22 protein-coding genes and 1 pseudogene are annotated in these 26,253 nt (G+C 45.1%); 8 read left to right on the top strand and 15 right to left on the bottom strand.

The features are described 5' to 3' along the window. A pseudogene (locus M9196_RS04180) lies at positions 1-189 on the bottom strand (diaminopimelate decarboxylase family protein); the annotation flags it as partial. 521 nt (positions 190-710) lie between these two features. Between M9196_RS04180 and M9196_RS04175 the strand changes: the two are divergent. Both M9196_RS04175 and M9196_RS04170 read left to right on the top strand, forming a co-directional pair. After that, positions 711-2,087 carry an aldehyde dehydrogenase gene (locus tag M9196_RS04175; RefSeq protein ID WP_250616266.1) on the top strand — a complete coding sequence of 459 codons (1,377 nt, stop codon included), beginning with the start codon at positions 711-713 and terminating at the stop codon, positions 2,085-2,087. A gap of 295 nt (positions 2,088-2,382) precedes the next feature. After that, a complete protein-coding gene (locus tag M9196_RS04170; RefSeq protein WP_250616265.1) occupies positions 2,383-3,294 on the top strand; it encodes a YadA C-terminal domain-containing protein in 912 nt (303 codons plus the stop codon). Positions 3,295-3,396: 102 nt separating this feature from the next. Here M9196_RS04170 and ggt read toward each other — a convergent pair whose 3' ends face one another. From ggt to M9196_RS04150, 4 genes are all read right to left on the bottom strand, one after another. Next, the gene (gene ggt, locus M9196_RS04165; RefSeq protein ID WP_250616264.1) at positions 3,397-5,142 is read right to left on the bottom strand and encodes a gamma-glutamyltransferase; all 1,746 of its coding nucleotides are present in this window, start codon (positions 5,140-5,142) and stop codon (positions 3,397-3,399) included. Between the two features lie 144 nt (positions 5,143-5,286). Continuing rightward, positions 5,287-6,066 (bottom strand): sulfite exporter TauE/SafE family protein, encoded by a 780-nt coding sequence (locus M9196_RS04160; protein ID WP_250616263.1) that lies wholly within the window; start codon positions 6,064-6,066, stop codon positions 5,287-5,289. 222 nt (positions 6,067-6,288) lie between these two features. Next, the gene (locus M9196_RS04155; RefSeq protein WP_250616262.1) at positions 6,289-6,897 is read right to left on the bottom strand and encodes a bifunctional 4-hydroxy-2-oxoglutarate aldolase/2-dehydro-3-deoxy-phosphogluconate aldolase; all 609 of its coding nucleotides are present in this window, start codon (positions 6,895-6,897) and stop codon (positions 6,289-6,291) included. A gap of 8 nt (positions 6,898-6,905) precedes the next feature. Then, the gene (locus M9196_RS04150) at positions 6,906-8,282 is read right to left on the bottom strand and encodes a GntP family permease (protein WP_250616261.1); all 1,377 of its coding nucleotides are present in this window, start codon (positions 8,280-8,282) and stop codon (positions 6,906-6,908) included. A gap of 152 nt (positions 8,283-8,434) precedes the next feature. On the opposite strand from M9196_RS04150, the gene M9196_RS04145 reads away from it, so the two are divergent. The 3 genes from M9196_RS04145 to M9196_RS04135 all read left to right on the top strand — a co-directional run bounded on the left by M9196_RS04145 (position 8,435) and on the right by M9196_RS04135 (position 11,417). Then, positions 8,435-8,947 carry a gluconokinase gene (locus M9196_RS04145; protein WP_250616260.1) on the top strand — a complete coding sequence of 171 codons (513 nt, stop codon included), beginning with the start codon at positions 8,435-8,437 and terminating at the stop codon, positions 8,945-8,947. After that, the gene (gene edd, locus M9196_RS04140; RefSeq protein ID WP_250616259.1) at positions 8,940-10,736 is read left to right on the top strand and encodes a phosphogluconate dehydratase; all 1,797 of its coding nucleotides are present in this window, start codon (positions 8,940-8,942) and stop codon (positions 10,734-10,736) included. Before M9196_RS04145 ends, edd begins: the two co-directional genes overlap by 8 nt. A gap of 162 nt (positions 10,737-10,898) precedes the next feature. After that, positions 10,899-11,417, top strand: coding sequence for a DUF2058 domain-containing protein (locus M9196_RS04135; protein WP_250616258.1), 519 nt, complete (start codon positions 10,899-10,901; stop codon positions 11,415-11,417). A 79-nt stretch (positions 11,418-11,496) separates the two neighbouring features. On the opposite strand, the gene M9196_RS04130 is transcribed toward M9196_RS04135, so the two are convergent. Together M9196_RS04130 and M9196_RS04125 are read right to left on the bottom strand one after the other, a co-directional pair. Further along, the gene (locus M9196_RS04130) at positions 11,497-12,072 is read right to left on the bottom strand and encodes a porin family protein (protein ID WP_250616257.1); all 576 of its coding nucleotides are present in this window, start codon (positions 12,070-12,072) and stop codon (positions 11,497-11,499) included. Between the two features lie 276 nt (positions 12,073-12,348). Next, a complete protein-coding gene (locus tag M9196_RS04125; protein ID WP_250616256.1) occupies positions 12,349-13,353 on the bottom strand; it encodes a LacI family DNA-binding transcriptional regulator in 1,005 nt (334 codons plus the stop codon). A gap of 383 nt (positions 13,354-13,736) precedes the next feature. Here M9196_RS04125 and add point away from each other — a divergent pair, with 383 nt between their 5' ends. Then, a complete protein-coding gene (add, locus tag M9196_RS04120; protein ID WP_250616255.1) occupies positions 13,737-14,729 on the top strand; it encodes an adenosine deaminase in 993 nt (330 codons plus the stop codon). Between the two features lie 138 nt (positions 14,730-14,867). On the opposite strand, the gene M9196_RS04115 is transcribed toward add, so the two are convergent. The 5 genes from M9196_RS04115 to M9196_RS04095 form a co-directional block, all read right to left on the bottom strand. Next, on the bottom strand, positions 14,868-17,108 hold the full coding sequence (locus tag M9196_RS04115) for a TonB-dependent receptor (protein WP_250616254.1): 2,241 nt from the start codon (positions 17,106-17,108) through the stop codon (positions 14,868-14,870). A gap of 169 nt (positions 17,109-17,277) precedes the next feature. Beyond that, positions 17,278-18,042, bottom strand: coding sequence for a Fe(3+) dicitrate ABC transporter ATP-binding protein FecE (gene fecE, locus M9196_RS04110; protein ID WP_250616253.1), 765 nt, complete (start codon positions 18,040-18,042; stop codon positions 17,278-17,280). Then, positions 18,042-19,031: a FecCD family ABC transporter permease gene (locus M9196_RS04105; protein ID WP_250616252.1), complete on the bottom strand. Its 990-nt coding sequence runs from the start codon at positions 19,029-19,031 to the stop codon at positions 18,042-18,044. The genes fecE and M9196_RS04105 overlap by 1 nt, the downstream gene beginning before the upstream one ends. After that, positions 19,028-20,035 carry a FecCD family ABC transporter permease gene (locus M9196_RS04100; RefSeq protein ID WP_250616251.1) on the bottom strand — a complete coding sequence of 336 codons (1,008 nt, stop codon included), beginning with the start codon at positions 20,033-20,035 and terminating at the stop codon, positions 19,028-19,030. Before M9196_RS04100 ends, M9196_RS04105 begins: the two co-directional genes overlap by 4 nt. After that, positions 20,035-20,928 (bottom strand): Fe(3+) dicitrate ABC transporter substrate-binding protein, encoded by an 894-nt coding sequence (locus tag M9196_RS04095; protein ID WP_250616250.1) that lies wholly within the window; start codon positions 20,926-20,928, stop codon positions 20,035-20,037. The genes M9196_RS04100 and M9196_RS04095 overlap by 1 nt, the downstream gene beginning before the upstream one ends. Before the next feature lie 419 nt (positions 20,929-21,347). On the opposite strand from M9196_RS04095, the gene M9196_RS04090 reads away from it, so the two are divergent. Both M9196_RS04090 and M9196_RS04085 read left to right on the top strand, forming a co-directional pair. Next, positions 21,348-21,923: a YceI family protein gene (locus tag M9196_RS04090; protein WP_250616249.1), complete on the top strand. Its 576-nt coding sequence runs from the start codon at positions 21,348-21,350 to the stop codon at positions 21,921-21,923. Between the two features lie 155 nt (positions 21,924-22,078). Then, on the top strand, positions 22,079-22,951 hold the full coding sequence (locus tag M9196_RS04085) for a patatin-like phospholipase family protein (protein WP_250616282.1): 873 nt from the start codon (positions 22,079-22,081) through the stop codon (positions 22,949-22,951). 92 nt (positions 22,952-23,043) lie between these two features. Here M9196_RS04085 and M9196_RS04080 read toward each other — a convergent pair whose 3' ends face one another. From M9196_RS04080 to M9196_RS04070, 3 genes are all read right to left on the bottom strand, one after another. Next, the gene (locus M9196_RS04080) at positions 23,044-24,660 is read right to left on the bottom strand and encodes a methyl-accepting chemotaxis protein (RefSeq protein ID WP_250616248.1); all 1,617 of its coding nucleotides are present in this window, start codon (positions 24,658-24,660) and stop codon (positions 23,044-23,046) included. Between the two features lie 342 nt (positions 24,661-25,002). Next, positions 25,003-25,305, bottom strand: coding sequence for an ArsR/SmtB family transcription factor (locus M9196_RS04075; protein ID WP_250616247.1), 303 nt, complete (start codon positions 25,303-25,305; stop codon positions 25,003-25,005). A 63-nt stretch (positions 25,306-25,368) separates the two neighbouring features. Further along, entirely contained in the window at positions 25,369-26,115 is a 747-nt protein-coding gene (locus M9196_RS04070) for a phosphatase PAP2 family protein (protein ID WP_250616246.1), read from the bottom strand. Positions 26,116-26,253: the final 138 nt, after the last annotated feature.

The raw sequence follows: 26,253 nt of genomic DNA, 5'->3' as shown, positions 1-26,253 counted from the left end.
AGACGCTTTGCAACCACCGATGTAAAGGTCGTCGCCTTGAGTGCTTAACTCGTCAGTAGGAGTAAGAATATTATCAAGTCGTTCAGCGTAGTTCATAGTTGCTTTGTGTTCTTTAAGAAGCTGTTGTTGCTCTTCTAGGACAATGCTTAAGTGGTTTACGGATTCTTCTAAACGAGCTTGATGCTTCATATTTGGCCTCTATCGAATTGGAGTTCAAAGTTATAATTGGGTGACTAACCGCAATGCTATCGATTGTTTGTAAAGTCATCACGTCACCCACCGTCAATAAATCTTACGCATTAAGCTGATGGTTGTTGCATTAAAGTTATTTTAACTATTGTCATCACTTATAGGTTGCATTGTCGAACGATTACTCTAAAGTGCTTCCTAAGAATTATCGTGATAATTAAGATATAGATATCAACTGTAAGTCTATGATTTAATAAGCCTTGCTTATAACGTATCTCTGTAATTCCCCCTTCTTATACTTTTCAAGTTTTCAGAATGACTTGCGTCACAAAATGATAACAATGCATTCAATATTATTGACACTGAGTGACGTTACCCACGCTGTATATTCGATTAAATTGCGATCACTTTCTTGGCGCGCTGCAAAAATTAATACCTTCCGAGAAAGAAAAATAGCTAAGTATTGGCTAAACAATTTTAATTACAGTGCCTAGCCACTGATTCTTGATAAGGTAATGACTATGTCTTTTGATTTGAATAACGCCCAGGGTGTATTTACGACAGTGGAATCGGCGATTGAAGCCACTCACAAAGCTCAAGTTGAGTTTTATGCTACCTCTACAAAAGAAAGCCGTGAAGTCATCCTAACTGCTATTCGTGGAGCCGTGTTAGCGCGTGCAGAAGACTTTGCTAAAATGGTTCGTGAAGAAACCAAATTAGGCCGTGTTGAAGAGAAAGTGGCTAAGCATCAGCTAGCAGCAGTAAAAACGCCAGGCACTGAAGTTCTAGAAACTAAAGTATGGTCTGGTGACCACGGTATCTCACTAGAAGAGCGTGCACCATACGGAGTTATCGGCGCGGTTACACCTGTAACTAACCCAACTGAAACGATCGTTAACAACGCTATCTCTATGCTAGCGTCTGGCAATGCGGTCACGTTTAACGTTCACCCTTCGTCTAAAGTTGTGTCAGCTGTCATGGTAGACATGCTAAATAAAGCTATTATTGAAGCAGGTGGTCCAGCTAACTTAATCACTATGGTTAAAGAGCCAACACTAGAAACACTTAGTGAAATCGCTAAATCCCCTCTAATCAACATGCTTGTTGGTACTGGCGGCCCAGGTCTAGTTAAAGCTATCCTACAATCGGGTAAAAAAGGTATTGGCGCTGGCGCGGGTAACCCACCTGTTATCGTCGACGCATCTGCTAACCTAGACCTAGCTGCTGCTGGCGTATACGGCGGCGCTTCATTCGATAACAACCTACTTTGTATCGGTGAGAAAGAAGTCTTCGTTGAAGACTCAGTTGCTGATGAGTTCCTAACTAAGCTAGAAGCAACAGGTACTTACGTGCTTTCTGCAGAAGAAGCAGAGAAGCTAACGGCACAAATCCTAACGATGGACGACATTGACGGTGCTAAGCCTTGTACTGCTCAAGAAATCGCACGCGTTTGGCACCCAGTTAAGCAACACGTAGGTCAAGATGCAGCTGAAATTCTGAAGTCTATCGGTGTTGAATCTGATACTCGCCTAGCGGTGATGGTTGTTGAGAACGACCACCCACTCGTACACGTTGAGCAAATGATGCCAGTTCTTCCAGTCGTTCGTTGTGCAAACATCGATGAAGCGATTGAGCGCGCAGTAGCAGCAGAGCGTGGTAACAAGCACTCTTCTTGCATCTACTCTGGTAACATTGAAAATGTGACTAAGTTTGGTCGTGCAATCAACACCACTATCTTCGCTCACAACGGTCCAACACTATCGGGTGTTGGCTACAATGCAGAAGGTACGTCAACGTTCACCATCGCAGGTCCTACAGGTGAAGGCATCACCAACGCCATGTCTTACACACGTGCACGTCGTTTCGCTATCGCTCAAGGCGGCCTACGTATCGTTTAATCGAAAAGTTCCACATTACTTATCGATTCTTCTCTAGCGATAACCACTCAAAGCCGAGCGAAAGCTCGGCTTTTTTGTGTTCAAGCGAAAGATAATGCCAACCGCAACCGTGTAACAAAATATTTCATAAACACCTAGTTGATTTTTCAATGCAACCCATTTTCACCTATTCGATTTACTCAAATATAGTTCATTTAATTCGAACTAACTCGATGAGCAACAACCTTAACGAATGAATCGAAAGGCTTTTATTATGCAATGGATCGCTCAGTAGAAATATATTGAGGAAACTACATTGAAAAAACCAATTATCACACTTTCACTATTAACCTTATTTTCTGTACCTTCAGCTTTAGCAAGTATTGAGACGGGTGATTCGAATATTCTAGAAAAAATAGAACGCGATATTATTGTTATCGAAGATGGCGGGCAATATGTTGGTGAAAATGCTGACGAGTCAACTATACGTGAATTTCATCGTGCACAAGATGATTTAGGGCGAAGGGATGCTGCGATTAAGTATGCTAATAAAGTTATTAATAATGATGGAAAGGCTATCGGCGGGGCTGATGAGTTTGTGACGCACATTGACGGTAATGGAAAGGCAGTTACAGCTCATAACGAAATGATGACAGTAGCGACGCAAACTATTCTAGATAACCCAGAGTTAAAGAAACTATCAAAAAGCGAATTTAAAGAGGCAGTAGGGTTTTCTCGAGATGAGGTTATTGCAGCTAATAGCCATTACTATAATGAAGGAAGAGTTGAGGCGGAAAAAGGGGCAGATGGCAATGCTGCCATTATAAAGAAACACGGGACAAGGCAAGATAAAAACACGGTTGATGTAGAAAAAAATCGGTCTTCAATTTCAGCTAATACAGCAACTATTGATCAAAATAGTGCTCGTATAGATGGACTAGAGTCAGCATTAAAACAACAAGGCGAAGAAATGAAAGAGCGCTACGACGGCGTTAAAGCAACCATGCATGCGGTCACTAACGCGCGTCCAGTGGCTTATGACGTAGGCGAGTTCGCTGTAGGTGCAGGTATTGGTGCTGCTGGCTCTAAGCAAGCGTTGGCTGTAGGTGGTGCTTATCGTTTTAACGAATCTTGGAGTGGATCTTTCACTACATCTTACGAAACCGCTGGAAAGCAAACGAAAGCCGACTTCTCAGCTGGTGTTGGTGCACACTACTCATTTAAGTAATCAATTAATGCTGAAAACGGGTACGTTATAGTACGCACAGGGCGATACTCATTAACTGGGTATCGCCCTGTGGGTTTTAGCACTTAGATCGAAACGTAGATGTTATTCACCCATTGAAGTCGATGCGCGACGTCTATCTGTTGCGCCATAGATCTTTCTGTCTTTCACTTCAATTGCATTGAGCCCGCTCACAACCGGAATAACATGCACCTTGTATCCCATTTCACTAAATTGTGGGACCAGAGATTCTGCAAAGGTACGTTTTTCGACCAACAGCCCTGTGGGATTGTACGGTTTGGTTCGATCAATTTTCGTCCCATACTGGATATTAGGCAGATCAATGGCCGCTTGTGCGGAAAGATCCCAATCAAGAACACCGACAATCGTTTTTAGCACATAGCCTGGAATTTGCGAGCTGCCTGGGCTTCCAACTACAAGCCTCAATTGACCGTCTGGGTCCATTACCATAAGCGGAGTGATGGCAGAGCGAGGTCGCTTTCCTGGTTCGATGGCATTTTGGACTGGTTTACCGTCGAGCGATGGAATAGAAGAAAAGTTAGCCATCTGTGCGTTTAGCAACACGCCGTCGACCATGACACCAGAGCCCATACCTGTACCGACGGTACTTGTCATCGCGATCGCATTACCTTCGCTGTCTATTATAGAGATATGGCCAGTATCTTGGCTTTCAAATCCTTCATGGCTAGCAGGGGTTATCACATCATCCAAGCCCGGTTTTATTGATTTAGCGTGGCCAGCGCCTTCCTCTGGAATCAGTTCGAATCGGTCGTCAATGTAGTCTTCTGCCAACAGCTCTTCCACTGGAGTGTCGACATAACTTGGGTCCCCTGCGTAGGCAATACGATCTTCTTTCGCTAATCGCATGGCTTCGACCATGAGGCGCCAAGGTTCGGCATCAGTGTAGGCCATATTCGCGATATCTGATTTTTCTAGCATTTCCAGAGATTGTGAAACCAAAACCCCGCCAGACGCTGGGTAACCAAACGAGACGATTTTATGATCTCGATAGGTTGATTGGACAATATCTCGTTGCTTTATTTGGTAATCAGCAAAGTCTTTGATTGAAAGTTTGGCTTCGTTATCTTTTAGGCGCGCGTTCACCGTGTCTACTATACGATGGCCTAATGGACCGCCATACATATACTGTTCCCCTTGGTCTGCGATCTTTTTTAACGTCGCAGCCAGTTTGGGATTGGTCATATTCGTGCCTGTGGGACGAATGTCATCACCTTTCCAGTAGAGCGCTTTGATTTCTGGATCATTAACTAAGCGTGTGTTTTCTCTCACTACGATGTCATAGGTATAGCTGTTCATCGCATAGCCATTTTCGGCATAGTGAATCGCGGGTTTAACGAGTTCTTGCCACTCTAGTTTGCCGTGCTTTTGGTGGGTGGCATAGAGCAATTTTAGGGTGCCGGGTACTGCCACAGAACGAGGGCCTAATATGTCGTTTCGACTGATAGCTTTTCCTTTCTCATCTAAAAACATATCAGGCGTCGCGCTAGCTGGCGCAGCATCTCGACCATCGTAGGCAGTAAAGCGTTTGTTGGTGTTGTCGTAATAAAGTGCAAATGTGCCACCACCAATGCCGGTCATATCGGGCTCGACCACACCCATGACAAGTTGCATCGCGACCATAGCATCAATCGCATTGCCACCTTGTTTTAAAATGGAGTATCCAGTACTCGTGACGTAAGGATTCGTTGCACTCACCATAAACTTTTTCCCTTCGCTATTAGGCAGCGTAGGAAAAGGTTCAGGTTTAGCAAGGACAGCATTAGATACACTAGAAACAATAGAAAAGAGCAGTAGACTTCGAATAGACATGCAGACCTCAGAAAATGGCTATGGATAGTTATTAGGCTAGTGGATATGAGTAACATATCCAGTCAGGGTGAGGTTACAGCAATGTCAGAGAATAGGTGTGTTTTTGTGAGAATAGGGTAAAGGATAGTGAAGAATAATAACCGCTTATAAGTAAGTACTATAAAAGAAATAGAGCGTTATGGAAACTGAACTAAAAATAACAAAGCGGCGTACGATAATCTGCGGCACTCGTTGTGATAAATGCGCAGCAACATACCCACCGGTAAGTGTGCCGACCATGACGGCAATTCCTGAATACCATTGGATCAAATCGGAAAAAATAAAGATCACGATGGCCATCGCCGACGCACAGGTAGAAATTAATAACTTGAGACCGTTCATTAAGTTGATGTCTCGGTAGCCAGCAATGGCTAAATAGCTTAATCCAATTACGCCTAAACCGGCATTAAAAAAGCCACCAAATATACCCACAGAAAATAGAAATAGTGCTAAAAAAAGAGCAATGAAACCACTATGTTGGTCACTGTCTTTTGAATGTTGTTGAAGTGCGAGGTTGGCTTTTTCGCCAAAAATAAACAAAAGTGTTGCGGCAAGTAGTAGCCATGGAACAGCGTATAGAAATTGCTGCTCGCTGGTATAGATCAACAGTAAGCTTCCACTGAATCCCCCCAGTATGCTTAATGTTATTATCTTAGGTAGATTTGCTCGGTCTATCAGTATTTGGCGGCGAAATGCAAAGGACCCGCTAAGATAGCCAGCACATGACGCAAAGGTATTGGTGGCATTGGCGACAATCGGTGGAACACCAACAAATATCAGGGCAGGGAAGGTAATAAAACTACCGCCGCCGGCAATTGAATTGAGTATTCCACCAAAGACACCCGCAATAAAGAGTAACAGCAGCTGCAGTATATCCAGTGACATAGTTATCGCCTAAATGAGTAAAAAGAAACAACTTATTAACAATAAAGGAATTGATAGGGCTGAGCAATGGGGTTTTATCTTGATTGAGAGATAAGCGCTAGAGCCAGGGAAGTTTTATTTTGTTGGCTCACAAACGCATGGGTTAATAGGATTATGGCGGTGGATTAAAGAAAAAAGGAGCCGAAGCTCCTTTACTAATAGTGTATCAATGGATGGATATGGTTAGATAGCCTTCACTAGTTCAGCAAGCTCTTCCCATCTTCCTTCATTGATCAAGTTTGTCGGCACCATCCATGTACCACCACAGGCAAGCACCGCGGGCAACGCTAGGTAGTCATCTACATTACTTTGGCTAACGCCGCCCGTTGGCATAAACTCAACGGGGTAAACCGCAGACAATGCTTTTAACATTGAAACGCCGCCTGATGGCTCTGCTGGAAAGAACTTAACGGTTTTGAGCCCAAGTTCCATCGCCTGTTCAACGAGGCTTGGGTTATTCACGCCTGGAACGATGGCAATGCCAACCTTTTGGCAGTATTTGACGGTGGTTGGATTTAAACCTGGGCTAACAATGAAGTCAGCACCTGCAGCCTTTGCAATATCTACTTGGGCAGCGTTAAGTACAGTTCCGGCACCAATAAGTAGCTCAGGATACGCTTCACGCATTAAGCGGATAGATTCGGCAGCAGCTTCAGTTCGAAATGTCACTTCCGCGCAAGGTAGCCCATTTTCAACCAGTACTTTGGCGAGTGGGATCGCCTGTCGCGCATCTTCAATCGCGATAACAGGAACGATTCGAATCTCTTTTAGCTGTTGTTCTAGCGTTTTCATAGTAAACCTTAAAGGATATAGCTGAGTGTAGCGACGATGACGAAGGCGATGGTACCCAGTAGTGTTTCCATTACTGTCCATGTCTTAAGGGTGGTTTTCTCATCCATTTCAAGTAGGCGAGAGACTAACCAGAAGCCAGAGTCGTTGAAGTGAGAAAGTACCGTTGCACCGCCCGCGATAGCAATCACGATGAAACATAGGTCTAATTCGCTGAGTCCGGTCGTTGCTGCCACCATCGGAGCGACAAGGGCTGCGGTTGTCGTTAATGCGACCGTTGCCGAACCTTGAGCTACACGAAGACAGGTAGAAATAACAAAGGCAGCGACAATGACAGGCATGCCTGTGTCAGCCATCACATCGGCTAACGCATCACCGATACCGCTGGCACGCAATACGCCACCAAACATACCGCCAGCACCCGTCACAAGGATAACGGCACAAATAGGCGCTAGTGAGTCACCACAAAGATTTTCTAGTTTCTTCATGCCGTAGTCTTTGGCAAAAACAGCCAAGCAAACCAGTAATGTAATTAAAAGTGCAACCGGAGTTTTACCCAGCATTCTTAAGAATTCAACGAGTGGCGATGTACCATCAATCACGCCAGCAACCGCAAGCGTGTTTAGACCCGTATCCATAAAGATAAGGAATACAGGGAGTACAAGAATCATCAGTACTGTTGCGAAGTTTGGCAGTTTAGATTCATCGATGATCGCGTCAGAGTTAAAAAAGGCTTTGGATAGTGGGATATCGAATTTTTTACCCGCGTATAAGCCAAATAAGTAAGCCCCAAAGTACCAAGTAGGGATCGCAACTAAGATACCAACAAACAACAATAGACCGATGTTAGCGCCAAGAAGGTCAGCGGCAGCGACTGGGCCTGGGTGAGGCGGAACAAAGGCGTGCATAACCGCAAACGCACCCGCAGAAGGTAGGGCGTATTTGATTGGTGAACCACCAAAGCGTTTAGCGACGCTAAAGATGATTGGCATCATTACGACGAGACCTGCATCAAAGAAAATCGGGAAACCAAATAGCAAGGAAGCGACACCTAAAGCAAACGGCGCTTTTTCTTCTCCGAATCGACCAATAAGCGTGTCAGCCAGAACTTTCGCTCCGCCTGTCACTTCTAAAATTTTGCCAATCATCGCACCCAAGCCAACCAGCAAAGCCACAGAAGCAAGTGTGCCACCAAAGCCGCCCATCATAGTTGGTACGACTTGATCAGAAGAGACGCCGGTTGCGATAGCAGTACCTAAACTGACGAGTGTAAGGGATGCAAATGCATGAATCTTGAGTTTAATAATAAGCAGTAGCAACGCCGCTACTGCAAGCACTGCCACGGTTAGTAGGTAGGTAGGATCCATACCTTGGGCTAGTTGTTCCATGTGTTCACCTTTGGGAATATTAATTGTGTTATAGTTCACATTTATTTAAGTTACGGGTAACATGTTACCCGTAACGAGAATAAGATAAACCCATATTTACGAGTTAATTCAAAAATTGGGATCCAGCGCAAACTTGGATAGGAGAAGAGATTATGGCGGGAAGTAGTGTAATTGTGATGGGCGTTTGTGCATCAGGTAAAAGCACCATTGGAGCACTGTTAGCGCAGAAGCTCGGTCGAAAATTTATTGATGGTGATGACTTGCACCCAAGAGCAAATATTCAAAAAATGGCATCGGGTGAACCACTCAATGATGATGATCGTGCTCCTTGGCTAGAGCGCATTCGTGATGCCGCTTATAGCCTGGAAAGCAAAAATGAACATGGCATTATTGTTTGCTCGGCATTGAAACAACACTACCGTGATCAAATTCGAGAAGGGAATGAGCACGTCACCTTCCTGTTCCTTGATGGCAGCTATGACCTAATTCTTGAGCGCATGCGAAATCGTTCGGGTCACTTTATGAAAGAGAACATGGTGAAAAGTCAGTTTGATGCGTTGGAGCGTCCCGATGCAGAACCTCAAACAGTCGTTGTAGATATCGATTGCACCATGGAAGACGTTGTTGAACGCGCAGCGGTTGCTTTGGAGGTTGTGCGTGACTAATCCAGTAGTAAGAGAAGTCACCGCTCGAATCATTGAGCGCAGTAAAGTGTTACGCGGTCAATACCTTGAGGCGATGAAACATCAAGAATCTCTAGGTAAAGGTCGGACACAGTTATCATGCGGCAACTTGGCGCATGCGGTGGCGGCGTCATGCCAGTCTGAAAAAGATCAGATACTCAATTTTACCCGCTCTAACGTCGGTATCGTATCGTCTTACAATGATATGTTGAGTGCTCATCAGCCATACTTGGGCTACCCACAAGACATTAAACGGGCGTTGGCCGAATATGGGCATACGGCGCAAGTCGCGGGTGTCGTTCCGGCAATGTGTGATGGCGTTACGCAAGGTCAGCCGGGCATGGACATGTCGCTTTTCTCTCGTGATGTGATTGCTCAGGCAACAGCCATCTCGCTAAGTCACAACGTGTTTGATTCAACATTACTGCTTGGTATTTGCGATAAAATTGCTCCGGGGCAATTGATGGGAGCACTCACGTACGGTCATCTGCCGACAGCGTTTGTACCGGCAGGACCTATGAAAACCGGCATCAGCAACGAAGAAAAAGTCGATGTTCGTCAAAAGTATGTATCGGGTGAAGTGGGTAATGATGCGCTGTTAAAAATGGAATGCAGTGCTTATCATTCTCCGGGAACCTGTACATTCTATGGTACCGCCAATACTAACCAGCTTGTTTTTGAAGCGATGGGGTTAATGCTACCAGGATCGGCATTTATTCAGCCTGATACTGAGTTACGTCGTGAGTTGACCAAATCGGCCGCGGTATCTATTGCCTCTATGGCGAAAGCGACAACAAATTATCGCCCGTTGTATCGAGTCGTGGATGAAAAGAATCTAGTGAACGGCGTGATAGCACTGCTGGCATCGGGTGGTTCAACGAACCATACCATCCATATGATCGCGGTGGCGAAAGCGGCTGGTGTTATTTTGACTTGGCAAGACTTTAGCGATCTGTCTGATGTTGTACCTTTACTGGTTAAGGTATACCCAAATGGTCCCGCAGATGTGAATGCGTTTCAAGATGCTGGTGGTGTTCCAGCACTGCTTAAGCGCTTGGATTCAGAGTCATTGCTTCACCGTGATGTGCAACCAGTGTTTGGCTCATTTGCGGACCAAATGACGCTACCAGTGATGAAAGATGGTGAACTGAGCTGGATACCCGTTGCGCAGTCAACAGACAGTGCGGTCATCTCACTAATTGGTGAACAGTTTAGCCAAACTGGCGGCACGAAAGTACTTAAAGGCAATTTGGGTACGTCTGTCATTAAGGTGTCAGCGGTGGCGGAAGACTACCGTGTGATTGAGGCGCCAGCAAAAGTGTTTCGTTCCCAGCACGATGTCGAAAAGGCTTACCACAACGGTGAGCTTAATCAGGACTGCATGATCGTAGTGACTCATAATGGCCCAGCCGCCAATGGTATGCCTGAGTTACACAAACTGATGCCGATTCTAGGTAATATTCAAAAAGCAGGACACCAAGTCGCCCTTGTCACAGATGGTCGATTATCCGGTGCGTCTGGTAAGATCCCATCCGCGATACACATGTCACCGGAAGCGGTACGTGGTGGCGCGATAGGTCTGGTTGAAGAGGGCGATTTGATTCGTCTAGATTGCCACACTGGACAGCTTGATAACCTGACGGATATGACGGCTCGCACGGCTATTTGTATTGAGACAGAATCGCAGCAACAAGCATGGGGACGGAACTTGTTCTCAGTAATGCGTCATTCCGTATCAAGTGCAGAAGAAGGGGCAAGTTTTATCGTCTAGTCTCAAGCACCGGAAGGTCGCAGTTGACGTTTTTTATGAGCTTGTCAGTAATGGCAGGCTCTTTTTTTGTTTTCGTCACTAAAATAGCGTATTCAGGCTTGCTCGCTGAGTGATTTCTTGGGATCATCGACGCAGATAAATTTTTTATAGGCCTGTTATTTTATGTCCAAATTAAGTCTTCAAGAACAGATGCTAAAAGCTGGTTTAGTTAACGAGAAGAAGCTAAAAAAAGCCAAGAAAGGTTCTAAAAAATCGCGAGTGCAAGCTCGTGAAGCTAAAGCGGCGGTAGAGGAAAACAAAGCGGCGCAACTTGAACGTGATAAATTGCTAAACAAAGAACGTGATGCGTTGGTGTTGACGAAAGAAATTCGAGCTCAAGTTAAGCAATTGCTTAATATGAACAAAATTGACAACAAGCATGGCGATATTAAATACAACTTTACTGATGAGAATTTGGTTAAGTCATTGTATGTTGAACAAGAGACACGTGATCAACTGGCAAAAGGGATCTTGTCGATTGCACGTTATGAAGATACCTACGTTGTGATACCAACGATTGTTGCAAAGAAAATTGCTGAGCGCGATACGGAAACCGTTATCGAGAATGACGTCAAAGAAGAAGTCGCAGCAGAAGATGACCCGTACGCAGACTTTGTCGTACCAGACGATTTGATGTGGTAATCCACAGTGCGATTGAAAAATAAAAAGGCCGCTGACTAGTCAGCGGCCTTTTTATTTAGCGTCTAAAGGGCAGATGCCTTTAGAATTTGTATGATGCACCTAGGTAGAGACCACCAACAGCGAATGTGTTAGTAACAGTGCTACTAGGATCTTGAACGCCAAAAGCATCTGCCTCGTAAGCCAAGCGCATAGCCAGACCATCGATCATTTTTGGAGCATACTCAACACCAACGCCGTAGCGAAAACCCGTTGCTGAGTCTTTTTCTGAATCAGAGTTTAGTTTGAATTCCATATTTACGTGCGATAGACCCACGGTTGCGAATGGGCGAATACCGTTATCAAACGTGTAACCAAGATTTGCCGCTACAGAGATTGCAGTTGGCGTTGCTGATAAACCAGGAGCAGCAGGGTGAGTGAATTTACCGTAGTTCGTGTAACCTGCTTCAACAGCAACGATGCGGTTGAACTGGTAGCCACCGTAAACTTTTAGCGCACGTTCACCGTCAAATGTTGGGAAGCTAGATTCATCTAGGTTGTCCATTTTGCTCTCAGTTAGACCGAAACCACCACCGATGTAGAAACCTGGATCGGTGGCAGCGGCGTAAGTGCTTGAGGCAAAAACGGTACATAGTGCGAGTGCGATTGCTTTTTTCATTCTGAAACCTTTTACTCTTAAAAGTGGTATTTATAAGGGGATGAATAATATGACGTGCAATGTAATGGGTTGAAACCAAAACATCCATGAGGAAAATGTCTGACAATGTAGGGAATGTCAGGGTTGTGTCAGAGCCTTGTCATGGCTTGTTTTTCTGCCTTAAGTTGAAAGGTAGGGCGACCAGTGACCGATCGCCTTTTTGGAAATAGGGAAATAAAGTGCGAGGGTTTGTTCATTGTAAGAACAAAATCGAGAGAAAAGAGTAAGTGGTAGTCGTTACAGGCTCTTACCTTCCGTAATCCGATAGCCCAAATTAAAGCTTTTTTGTGTAGGGGCATCACCTTTTAAAGTGGCAATTAGCAGTTCGGCACTTTTTTCGCCAATTTCATAACGCGGTGTGTCGACACTGACTAATCTAGGATGAATTGTTTGACCAATATCCAAGGCGTTATAACCCACGACAGCAAGTTGCTGCGGGACCGAAATACCGCGTTGCTGCGCGGTTAAAATGGTACCAATCGCTATATCGTCATTGGTACAGAATACGCCGTCGATATCTGGGTGCTGTTTCAATGCCATATCTAAGAGTTCTGACGCGAGCGAAAAACTAGAGTGCGACTCAGTGAGGATATGCTTGATTTCCAGACCCGCTTCATTCATCGCTTTATCGTAGCCTTGCATGCGCAGTTGAGTACGGGTATCTAAGCGAGCCCCAAAATAGGCAATGGATGTCCGCCCTTTTGTAATCATCTGTCGAACTGCTTGATAAGAAGCTTCCGTGTGGTCTAACCCTACCGCCATATCAATAGGTGTTGCTGGCAGTTCCATGGTCTCGACAACCGGTATATCTGCCGTTTTAATCATCTGCAGTGTGCGCTGAGTGTGATGACTTTCGGTAAGGATAAGAGCATCAACTTGATAAGACAGCAGTGAAGCGATTTTATGTTCTTCTTCTATTTCATCATAGCCAAAGTGGGCAATCAGTGTTTCATAGCCATTCGCTTTGGTGACGGCTTCAATACCTTGAACAAAAGAAGCAAAGATTTGGTTGGAAAGAGAAGGAAGAAGAATGCCAATCGCTTTACTGGAAGATTTAGAGAGCATGGCAGGCGCGCGGTTTTCAATGTAGCCCACTTGTTCAACGACCATTGCGATTTTGTCGCGCGTTTTTTTTGCCACTGACTCTGGGTTACGCATAAAGCGAGACACCGTCATCTTTGTAACACCGACTTGGTCAGCAATATCTTGTAAAGTAGGGCGTCCTTTTCGTTCAGTTGTCATTATCTCTCACTAGCCAATGGTAATGTTACATGTAACATTACCATTGAATCTGTCATAAATCCAAGAGGTTATGCATCATGGCAGGTATTGCACTAGATGAACGGTGTTTTATTTTAGTGGCGCATACGATTGCGTGGTTTTTTGCGTGTGCAAGGGATTATAGATTCGTGTATGTTTGTCGGCTAAAGCATGAACTACACTGATTAAAAATACGTTCATGGCAGAGTATTAGTGCCAACAAGCAGAAGTCTAAAACGATATATCTAAGGTTTTACAAAATACCTAAGGTTTTACGAAATATCTAAGGTTTACAAAATATCTAAGGTTTACGCGAGTACGTCTTTTTACATTAGCTCGTTTAAAAAAGAAGAGTGAGAGTCAGAATGAATTACCACGAATTACCAAAAATTGATCTGCATTGTCATCTAGATGGCAGTGTTAGACCTGAAACCATTATTGAATTGGCAGCGAAGCAAGGCGTGTCGCTACCAAGTACAGATGTAGAAGTGGTTCGTGATCTGATGATTGCTCCGGAAACATGCCCAAACTTGCTTGAGTACCTAAAACGATTTGATTTACCACTTTCTGTCATGCAGACCAAAGACGCTATTGAACGCATCGCGTTTGAAGTTTATGAAGATGCCGCGTTAGAAAATGTTAAGTATATGGAAGTGCGTTTTGGTCCACTTTTGCACCGTGAGCAGGGCTTATCTATAGAAGAGATTATCGGTAGTGTGGTAGCGGGGATGAAACGTGCTGAAGCGGCGCATGGTATCAAAGGTAATGTCATTTTATCACTGCTACGCCATATGCCTACGGATGAGATTAAAGACGTGATTGACGTTGGCGCCCAATACCTTGGCAAAGGTGTCGCAGCATTTGACCTTGCGGGTGGTGAAGAGCCTGGTTTCTGCGAGAAATTTATTCCATTTGCTCAATACGCAAAGGAGCAAGGTCTAAACATTACGATCCACGCTGGTGAGCAAGGTGAAGGACAAAATGTATTTGACGCCATTACAATGCTTGGCGCTGAACGAGTGGGGCACGGCATCCATATTGCAACCCATCAGCCGGCTTTTGATCTGGTACACGACAAACAAGTTGCTCTTGAAACCTGTCCAAGCAGTAACGTACAAACCAAAGCGGTAGAGAGCTTAGCGGTACATCCGGTTGAATCTTTCCGTAAGCAAGGTATTCCAGTGACGATTAACACTGATAATCGTACCGTTTCGAATACCACCATGACAAAAGAGATCCAAAAGGTCATTGAGCAGTTTAATTTATCGGCTGAGGATTATGCCCATATCTACCGTAATAGTGTAGAAGGTGCATTTACTAGCGCAGAAACGAAGCAATGGTTGCTGGCACACATTTAGTGCGTTGAGTGTGGTAATGCTTGAGTCGTTACCATTGAACGGCAAGACAAAAAAAGCCCTGATAGTGGGTTAACTGTCAGGGCTTCATTATATCTAGCTTAAAAGCTTAAAAGCTTAAAAGCTTAAAAGCTTAAAAGCTTAAAAGTCGAGCTCATACCCAAGACTGAAGGTTTGTCCGCGACCCGAGAAGTAGTAACTTGAGTGATTGCGAATTTGGCTAAAGTAATTGATGTACTGCTCGTTGAGTAGGTTTTCAACGGCAAAGCTCACACGGCCGTAGCCGTTCATGTCATAAAACATCGAGATATCCATTAGACCATAGCCTTCAAAGCGTTGAGCAGCGCCTGCGCCATTCGCCTCTTTAGAGCGAGAGAACATATGGTTGTACTGAACTCGTCCATTCAAGCGATCTGAAAAGCTATGGTTAACCGCAACAAGCAGTCGATCTGGAGATAAGTTTTTAAGATCCATATCGCTATCCACACTGCCATTCCCTGTGCTATCGACTTGCCCTTGTACGTGAGAGTACAAAGATTGAACCGATGTGGTCGGTAACACATTGTAGGTTGCGGTGAGTTCATAACCTTTGATATCGGTACGTTGACGAGTAACATCATAAGTACCGCCACTGTTTAATGACAAATTCGCGCCATCTTTAGCAATAGACATATAAGTACTGCCGCTGACATGCAATTTGTCGTCACTGTAGCTCAAGCCTATTTCATAGTTGTCGGTCACGACAGGCTTCACTGCCGGCATGGTGTTGAAGTCAATTGGTGCGCCACCAACCGGCGCATTTGATGGTCCACCGATCCAGTTACCACGTAATACACGGCCAATGTCAGGTAAGCCGAAACCTTGGCTAAAGCCAACAAAAGAGCTAACGGATGGAGTGAAGTCGTAAACTGCGCCAGCATTAAATACTGCTTGGCTAAAGTTTTGCTCACCACCGATGATATCGACTTGGCGGTGCCCCGCATTGCCGTATCCCCAAAGGGTTTGCCCGTTTGCTACTTTAACCTTGGTGTTTTCTAAACGAACACCACCGGATAAACGTAGCGCGTCAGAGACAAGAAAATCACCTTGAACGAATGGCGCAAGACTTTGATACATCATATCAGGTGTGACATCTTTGCCTGATTGCATCAATTTTTGTTTAGTGGCGTCTTCCATGCCATCTAGGCCAACCACCCAACTGTCGTCTAGGCCCAATATATCGGTTCTAACGTAACTGAGTTTGAAGCCTTTCTTTGACGACACGATCGCGCCTTGATCCATTTGCTTGTCAGCCGTTGGCCACCAAGAAGCTTGGCCATAAACCGCTTCGAACTCTTGGTAAAACGCTTGAAACTTAAGCTCACCGCCGGCGAAGTTGTAATGGTCGTAGCCGAAGTTGTATAACTCAGCATAGTTAGAGGTTGGAACGCCATCTGGTGTGCCAGGCACGACGGTGCCCGGCGTGCCATTAACGTGGTCGCCTTTTACTGGTACGTAGTTTTGATTGCTTTTAAGCTGAAAGCGGCTGGCACTAAAGCTGACTCGTTGATCGCCGCCATCAAAGTTATAACCACCTTTCGCTAAATAGTTGGTTGCATTTGAGTCTTGAGTTTCACCTTGAATGGCATTCATGCCGATAGGGTTGCCGTTACCATCATAGTAAAGCCCTTGTTGCTCCCAAGAACCGCCAATGAACAGGTCGTAGTCTTCGTCATACTGTTTCAGGTTGTAGTAAACCTTACCACCCGTGCCATCATCTTTTAAATTAGAAGTGACTCGTGTACCAATGGTCTGCTTCCAGTGATCACCCGGTTTCGCGCTTTTGGTCACGTAATTGATGATACCGCCCGTCGCGCCATTGCCTTGAACCGCGCTCGCCCCCTGTACGACTTCAACTCGTTCTACCATAGAAGGATCAACGGTATAACCGTAGCGGTTACCGTTTCGAAGTGGGTTATTTTGTGGTACGCCATCGACCATGATTAGGGCCGTTCTACCTCGTAAATTTTCACCTTGATTGGAAAGTTTTTGGCGACTAGGCGTCATGCCTGGAACCAGATTAGCAATGACACTGGTTAAGTCGTCACTTACCGCTGTCTGTTGCTTGAGTTCTTCATTCGAGATGACGTGAATCGAGCCTGGGATTTTGTCGGTATCCTGGCTATATCGAGTTGCGGTGACTACCATGGTTTCAGCCGCTTTAGATTCACTTTCGACTTGGCTTGGTGCTTCCTGTTCCGTGTCTTCCGCTGTTGGCTGAGAAGCGTTATTTTTAGTTTGATCTTGATTTAGCGGTGCATTCTCAGCGTATGCACTGTTTATTGATAACGCTAAAAGAGACAAGGTAAATAGACTTGCCTTAACGGAGTGAGACGATTTCAAAATAGTGTCCTTATACTGCTTGGATGAATTGTTGGTTTTTATCATTAGAGAAACTCGTATTACTCTATCGAATTAAAATAGCGTGCAGCCGAGCACCGTCCAGAGAACAGTAAATGATTCCTTAGAGATGGTTTGGCTTGTCTTTAAAAGGGTAACGTTCTTATTTGCGCTACCGGGCAATGCACATTGGTGACTGAGAAACAGGGTCTGGGATAACCATCGCATCAAGGTTAAATACTTGCTGCAATAATGACTCAGTGAAAACCTGCTCCGGTGCGCCTTGAGCGATGAGTTTACCGTGCTCAAGTACCACTAAGTGATCACAGTAACGGCAGGCCTGATTGAGATCGTGGAGTACCACGATGACGGTTTTCCCTCGACGATTCATGTCATGCATTAGGTTCATGAGATCAATTTGGTGGGAAAGGTCTAAGTAAGTCGTGGGTTCATCAAGCATCACAATATCAGTGTCTTGCGCCATGATCATCGCGATCCACGCGCGTTGCTGTTGACCACCCGATAGGCTGTCGACTGGAGTGTCGGCAAGTTCAGTGACACCCGTTGAAGCCATGGATTCTTCAACAATACGTTGATCATCTGCTGTCAATTTACCCCAATGAGAGGTGTAGGGCGCGCGACCATAAGCCACTAATTTTCGCACATTGATCCCTTCTGGGGTGGCGTGGATTTGCGGCAGCAACGAAAGCCGTTGCGCTAACTGCTTAGTGGGAATGTGCTCAAGTGCGACATTATCGAGAAGTACGCTTCCTGACTTCGCTTTATTAATGCGCGCTAAGGTTTTTAATAACGTGGATTTTCCGCATCCATTAGGACCGATTAGCGCGGTAATTTTGCCTTTAGGAATAGACAGGTTGAGATCGTCGATAATTACCTTGTTGCCATAGGCAACTTGCAAATGTTGAACAGACAGCATTACCAACCCTTATAGCGTTGTAGTAGAAAAATAAAGTACGGCGCACCGATAATGGACGTCAGCACACCCGCAGGCAGTTCAATCGGTGGTTGAATACCACGAGCAATCGTATCGGCGGCGAGAACAAGGAGTGCACCTATTAAGCTTGAGCCAACGAGCAGAGACTTATGATGGTGCCCAAAGATAAGTCTGGCTAAATGGGGCGCCAGTAAACCAACAAAGCTGATGGTGCCGGCTATCGCAACACTGATACTTGCTAAGGCGATGGCACAAAGCAGGGCAACACTTTGAACTCTATCTAAATCTACGCCTAATGAGATGGCCGTCTCGTCGCCTAATCCAACAACGTCGAGCCGCCATGCGAGCCACAACGTTAAGGGAAGCAGTATCGCTAATGTTATCCAAATTATCGGGACCTGCTCCCAATCTCTTCCCCATAAGCTACCGGTTAACCACACCATCGCGGTGTTGATTTCGATTGGGTGCACCACGAGTAAGTAATCAATGCCGCTCGCAAGAAAGGCGCTAATGGCAATGCCAACGAGTGCCATTCTCGCAGGAGTAAGATTGGTGGATTTGGTGATAATGAGCAGCGATATACCAGTTGCCATTCCACCAATCATCGCGGCAAGCGGAAGGACATATAAGGGAGCATCTGGGGAGATTGTTAGCACTAAAGTGGCGACAAAACCTGCACCAGCGCTGATACCAATAAGATCCGGAGAGGCGAGAGGGTTACGAATTACCCCCTGAACCAATGCGCCAGATAGCCCAAGACCTGCGCCAACACCAATAGCAAGAAATAAGCGAGGTAGCCGGTAGTGATTGACAACAAAATCGTAATCACCGCCATGCAGTACGGCCTGGACAACATCAGGTAAAGATAAATCGGCGACGCCAACCATCAAACTCATGATGCTAGTCAGTAATATAACCACTGTGATCGTTAGCCAAGGAGCATATTTTGTGCGGTGAAGTGCGACACTCATGAGTTCAAGCGACCTCGAATAGATAGCAAAATGAAAAATGGCGTGCCGATAAGTGCAGTGACAACGCCCACAGGCGTTTCAGTAGGAAAAGCCATCGCTCTAGAGAGCATGTCGGCGAGTGTCATCAGCAGTGCACCAATACACGCGCTCGCTGGGATGATCAGCCGATAACTTTGTCCAACGAGCTTTTTCGCAATGTGTGGAACCAGTAAACCGACAAAGCCGATAGGGCCTGCTGTCGCAACGCTGACGCTGGTCAAAATGACAATCGCGAAACAAGCAAGCAAACGTATGACACTCGTGTTAACGCCCAAGTTGGTTGCCACATCGTGCCCAAGTGAAAGTAGGTTGAGTTGGTGTGCTAGCAACCAAGAGAGAACAAGCGCGGCGAAACTCATCGGCATCATTTGAGTGAATATGGCCCAGTCGAGGTTACTGATCGAGCCGATCAACCAAGATTGGATGCTGTACGCCATGTCATCAGCCAAGATAATAGAGGCCCGTGTTAATCCCAGCAGTAATGCATTAACAGCAATACCCGCTAAAACCAGCTTTAAAGGGTGTAGGCGATGGTCAAAGAAGCCACCCAAAAAAATAACGATTAAGCCACTTAACATACTGCCAATCGCGCCCAATAGCATCGTTGGTATTGGCAGGGTAATAAGACCAATACTCCCAATGACAATACACAAAGATGCACCCGCATTGATGGCCAGAACCGATGGCGAGGCTAACGGATTACGTGTAAGCCCCTGCATGAGAGTCCCTGCAACCGCTAAGTTGGCTCCAATTACGGCACCGCATAATGCTCTGGGCATTCTTAGTGTCGCGATGATTTGATGCTCCATGCTAAGTTCATCGAAGTGGAACCAAAAGTTCCAAAGCGTTGTCATCGATAGGTCGAAGCTCGACCACGCGATAAGCGACAGATTGAATGCCATGATCAAAGCGGTAATGAGTGCAAACCAAAGCGAAAGGCCTTGGGGTTTTAATATCGTTAACATTACTTAGCCGTTAACAGCGTTTGCAAATTTTTGGCGATGCCTTCGGCCGCGAGCATACCTCGGTTAAGGGACCACAATTGCGGAGATACGCGTACAGCTTGCTGTTTTTGTGACACCTTAAGTAGTTTACTCAGAGGTTGTTTTTGCCAGTCATCATAGACAGTATGTGGTTTATAGGGACCGACTAGTAACCAATCTGGATTGACTTTTAATAGCTGTTCAAAGCTGACTTCAATATAGGCTTTGTCATGATCTGGCAACGTTGGCCCTTGCAGACCGAGCGCGGTAATGACACCTCCAGCATAGGAGTTCGGACCATGCAGCCACATCCCTTTGTCGGTGACAACCGCAAATTGGATGGTTTCGGCGCTTGCTAATCCTTGTTTGTACGATGCCATGCTGGTTTTGTGCTGCAAAATTCGCTGTGCCATTTGACTTTGCTTGTTGACCGCAGTGCCAATTTTTAACGCTGAAGCGAGGTTTTCTTGATACGTTTCACCGCGGCTTTTAAGCAATAGCGTTGGGGCGATGGTGCTAAGATCTTTGTAAACCGTGGCATGTCGTTCTGCGTCCGCGATAATCAGGTCGGGCTTAAGTTCTGAAATGGCTTCTAAGCTAGGTTGCGGTCGCATTCCCACAGACGTCCATGGTGAAATTAGGGCACGGACTTCAGGAAGAATACGCTCTATATTTTTATCATCAGCAACGCCAATAGGCGAAACACCGACAGAGGCCAGGGCGTCTATAAACGAATATTCAAGTACGACGATTCGCTGAGGCGTACCAGAAAGGGTGAGTTCGCCGTGTTCATCTTGAATGGTTCGCGTTTGCTCGCTTGCCGATAATAATGGTGTGGTGAATAAGAAAAGAACGATAAATAATCGACGGAGCATTGTTACGGGGTTAAAGACTGACGCAAGGTGAGCTTTATAAAGTATCGGTTCACAGACTATCGTTTCACAAGCTATCGGTTCACAAATTATAGATTCACAAACTATAGATTCACAGACCTTAGATTTTAACTGCTTTATGGCTAACAATGTAACACCGGCGAGGTTCAGAAAAATAGAAGCGGATAGTAAAGTAACTACGAATTATTATCAATACCATTAACAATTAGCTTGGTGAATGCACTTCGAGAACCCATTAACCCTATTTATATTGATGTTAATGGGTTCGCCGCGGACTCTATCAGTGTAGTCAGGTTAATAATAATGGAATCACGATAGGTGTTTCCGGAATTGAACTTGGTGTTCTGATAACGGTGAACTACACCTATTAGATATAAACAACATAATCAAAGGAAAGTGATATGAAAACAGGAATCAGCGCTTTGATGGCGTTAATGCTAACCCTACCCGCGTCGGCAAGTTGGATGTTAGATAATGAAGAATCCTCGTTAAAGTTTATTTCAACGAAAAAAAATGCCGCCAGTGAGGTTCATCATTTTGATGCAATGTCTGGCAACATATCAGATGACGGTAAAGCGGCGGTGATGCTGGACTTAAGTAGTGTTGAAACCAATATCGAAATCAGAAATGAGCGATTAAAAAGTATGCTGTTTGATGTGGCATCATTTAAATCGGCAACGATCACTACGGTCATCGATATGAGTAAGCTAGATGGTACAGATATCGGTGGTATATATTCATCGGTACTCGATGTGACTGTCGACCTACATGGTAAACAAAAGACCTACCCAGCTCATTTGACCGTGATGAAAATGTCTGATGACAAAATAGTTGTCGCGGCCGATGACCCGATTATTGTTAATGCTGCGGACTTTGGATTAGAGGAAGGCATTGAGAAACTAAGAGAAATCGCAGCATTGCCTTCGATCGCGACGTCTGTTCCCGTGACCTTTCTTTTAGTTTACGAGCAAAAATAGCGCATATTTGCTCCCTAATTTTTGCTAGGGAGCGATTTAACAAATGACGATTATTTTCGATAGTTTTTAACTATCGAAGTAATTTAAAAGTCCCATTATATTTCAATCTTCAGTTTCATTATTCTGTCACTAGTATTAATGATGAGAGACAAATGATGAATAAGAGTGCATTGATTGTAGAGGGTGGCGCAATGCGAGGTATTTTTGCAAGTGGTGTACTAGATGCCTTTATGAATCATGATTTTATGCCTTATGATTTTGCAATTGGGGTCTCGGCTGGGGCATCGAACTTGGTTGGGTATCTATCAAACTCTCCGCAACGCAGCTTTGAAGTCATCACTAAAATGGCAACCAACAAGCGGTTTTTTAATCCAGCTCGCTTTGCCAAAGGCGGGGATCTGGTTGATGTGAAGTGGTTATGGAATGAGTCTAATCAACGCTATCCGCTTAATTGCGAGGCACTTTTTTCTAGTATCCCCATGTTTGCGGCCGTGACTAATATTGATAGCGGGCTTGCTGATTATTACCGAGTGGAGCCTCATTCATTATCCAACATTATTGAAGCGACAACCGCACTTCCGATTGCCTATCGTCGTCCACCGTGTTTCTCTGGTGGTTGTTATACTGATGGTGGTGTCGCTGATTCTATTCCAGTAAAAGAAGCCTACCGCCGTGGTGCTCGTGATATTACAGTGATCTTATCGCACCCACTGAGTTATGAAATGAAAGCCAGTCGCTCGGCATGGCTGGTTCAGGCTTTATTAGCGAAGTATCCGAGTATTGCTCAGGCGATGAAGGTGCGAGCCGAGAACTACAATCAATCGCTAGAATTTATTCGACATCCACCGAAAGATGCAACGATCAGAGTGATTACCCCGCCAGAAAACTTTGCGGTGAAGAGATTAACGATGAACCAGAAGACCTTGCATCAAGGGTATGAAATGGGACTAGCGGCAGGAGAGGAGCACTTGTCTATTCGTCGCGGCGAATACGGTTTACACCAAGAAAACTGTCATTTTTGTGTGTAGGGCACACTAAACCGATAAGCGAAACGACGTGCGATAGATAAAGGCTACACAGTACATCATCATTTATGTGCTATGTAGCGCTTGATATTCAGTTAAAATTTAAAGTATGCCAGTTTTTGTGATAACTCGTCAGACGCTTGCGCCATCGTTTGAGATTGCTGGGCTAAACTGTGGCTAGTGTGTTTTATTTCGCGAATGGACGTGTGCACGACGGTCACGTTTTCATTCACATCATTAGCGACAATCCCTTGCTGTTCGGCCGCTGCCGCGATTTGAGTCACCATGTCATGCGTCTGGTTCAAGCTTGTCACCGCACCATCAAGCTGCGCTTGGGTTTTGGTGGCCAGCTGAACGCTGTGGGTGATTTTTTCTTGATTGGTCGCCATGACTGATAACACACGATTGGTTCGCTTGTTTAGATCGTCAATAGTGCTTTGTACTTGAGTGGTGGACTCTTGCGTTCGACTAGCAAGATTTCTCACCTCATCGGCAACCACGGCAAAGCCACGACCTTGCTCGCCAGCGCGAGCGGCTTCAATAGCAGCATTTAACGCCAGTAAGTTGGTTTGCTCGGACACTTCTGTAATGACGCCAACAACGTTACTAATATCGGCCACCCCTTGTTTTAACGATGTCATCAGTTCATAAGTATCGGTAATGTCGTCTGAAATGGTGGCAATGTTGTCTAATGTGTATCCCATGCTTCGGCTACCATCACCGGCTAGGATTTGACTTTGCTCTGTTGTTACAGAAGTGCGCTCTGCATTTTCGGCAATATCTTGAATGGTGGATGTCATTTCACTCATCGCCGTAGCTAATAGCTCCAGTTGCTCATTTTGCGAGTGAATACAGGTAGCCGTTTCTTCGCTGGTGGCAGCAATAGAGGCTGACAATTGGCTGGAATGGTTAGAGGATTCTTTGGCGACCGATATGGTGTCGCGCAGGGTATGCATCATTCGGTTGAGCTCGCGGCTTAATATACCAATTTCATCTTTGCGCGGCGTCGTTAAGTTTCGGCTAAGGTCGCCATCGGCAACGAGGTGGACATTTTTCACTAGCTCTTCAATTGGGGTAACGATGTTTCGCGCAATAACACCGCATAATAGAATGAGTAATAACGCCGCGATGCCATCAATAATGAGTTCTTTGAACATCGCAGATTTGAAATCGTCGTCAATATCAGATAAAGGCACGCCGGAGCCAATGATCCAATTCCATTCAGGGATATACGTCACATAAGTGATCTTCTCTGACTCGTCTCCTGAGGCTTGTTTCCAGTAATATTGTACAAAACCTTGCCCTTGATTTGTCGCTAAAGCGATGAGTCGCTGCATAAATGGTTGACCACGCGCATCGCTGATCGTTGAAGTGCTCATACCTTCATAGTGAGGTTGAGTTGGGTGCATGACAATTTTTTGATCTGAGCTTGCTATCCAAAAATACTTATCCTGGTCAAAGCTTAGTTCGCGAATTGCCGCTATAGCTCGAACTTTTGCTTCCTGTTTTCCAACCGCAGAGCTAAGCGAAATGTAATGCTCGGTGAGGGTTCTCGCAATATCAACATTGTTTTGAATACTGATCTTGCGTTGTTCATAGCTAGTGGATTTTTGTATGTTTAGGTTAAATACGCCAATAGAAATAAGGATCATCACAGCAATGACAACAATACATTGCAGTTTGGTTCGAATAGACAGGTTGTTGAGATTCACTTAGAGCTCCTGGGTCTGGGCTTTCGTTATTTAGTTGTTTTTATGTTGAGTGCCAAGACGTTGTCGGCAGAATAGTGAATATGTTGATGGTCGCGTGATACCTTCTATCTTTATTTTGAATAGAATGGGGCTTATCCTATCTAAAAAGAGAGCGTGCTAGTGTTATGTATTTGGATTTCATATTGGTTTGATGGGTTGGATTTGTACTGGTGATAGGTTGGATTTGCATTAGTGATGGGTTGGGCGTATTCAGTCGTTACCCGAGGCGGAGATAGGTTAACTCGATAACCTCGGGTGTGACGATATTGACATTGTGTCGTTTTGTGGCGGGATATGTCGGACTTAATCGTTGCTGCACGTTTCTTCGATACAACATTCATCCTGTAGAAAACTGATCACACCTTGCAAATGCTCATATTGCGCAACGCAATAAAGAGTACGACCTTCTCGGCGTTGAGTCAGCAAATTAGCAGATGTTAAACTTGAGATATGGTGAGATAACGTAGAGCCTGGAATCTCGAGTCGTTCTTGGATTTCACCTACGGGAATGCCTTGATGACCTGCTCGAACGACTTGGCGATAGATCGCTAAACGCGTGACGTGACCCAGTTCTTTTAGTGCTTTTGCGGCGGTAGTGATCTGCATAAAGGTTCTCCCGAATAGTGTATTTCGATAATAATGGAAATTACGAATTCGCTCTAGCGATTTTTACACTTTTACTCGTTCTTTTGCTTTTTTTAACCATTTTTCAAGGAAAGGGTAAGTCATGGGAACAACGGCATATAACAGTAAACCAAACAACATAGAGCCAAATAGGTCGATAGGACGGTGCATACCAAGCCAGAGTCGACTCATTGCTACGCTAGATGCCCAAATGATGGTCAAAGTGGCTAGAAAATAGCGACCATTGCTTAGCAGTAGACCACCAAAAAACAGCACACAGATACTTGCAAAAATAGTATGTCCAGAAGGAAACGAATAATCAGTTTCCCCCATCCAATGTATTGTTCGCCAATGACTGACTTGCTCGGAAACTTGATCTATTGCGTGATCTTTTTCGGTTAAATTAAGGGTGTAAAAGTCACTAGGAGTCTTTATAACATGCTGTTCAGCAAGTAGGTGAGTATAGGGGCGCGGGCTCTCCGTTACGTTTTTTAACAGTGACTTTGCACCAAAACTCAGCACGAGCAATAGACCTAATTGAATAAGTAGGTGTCGCTTGATAGGAGATTTCTTTATAACCCATGCGGTGGTGATGCTAAATACCAGTAAGGTGATTAAAAAGCCTTGGTGCCCTGCTGAATAGGTGAGCGTTTGCATCGCCTGACCGGTTATGGCCTCAACATTACCTAGCAAAGGTAACGGGTAAAAGAGCAGCGTTAGGGCAAACGTGACGGTAGCGAAGACGGCAAGGCAAAGCATGCCAGAAATTTTGGTGTCTTTGGTTAAAGTCATTGCCATGCTATCCGTCTACTGAATTAAAGAGCGAGCATCATAATGGATAGTTAGGCGATTTCTAACAGAGTAATGTCATAATGTGACATGGAGAGGGGCATGGTTGCGCTATGTTATCGCGAATGAGCAACATACCGT

The organism is Vibrio methylphosphonaticus (assembly GCF_023634655.1).
GTDB classification, from domain to species: Bacteria; Pseudomonadota; Gammaproteobacteria; order Enterobacterales; family Vibrionaceae; genus Vibrio; species Vibrio methylphosphonaticus.
The sequence above is the reverse complement of the archived record's forward strand: the minus strand, read 5'-3'. Positions and strand labels throughout refer to the sequence as shown.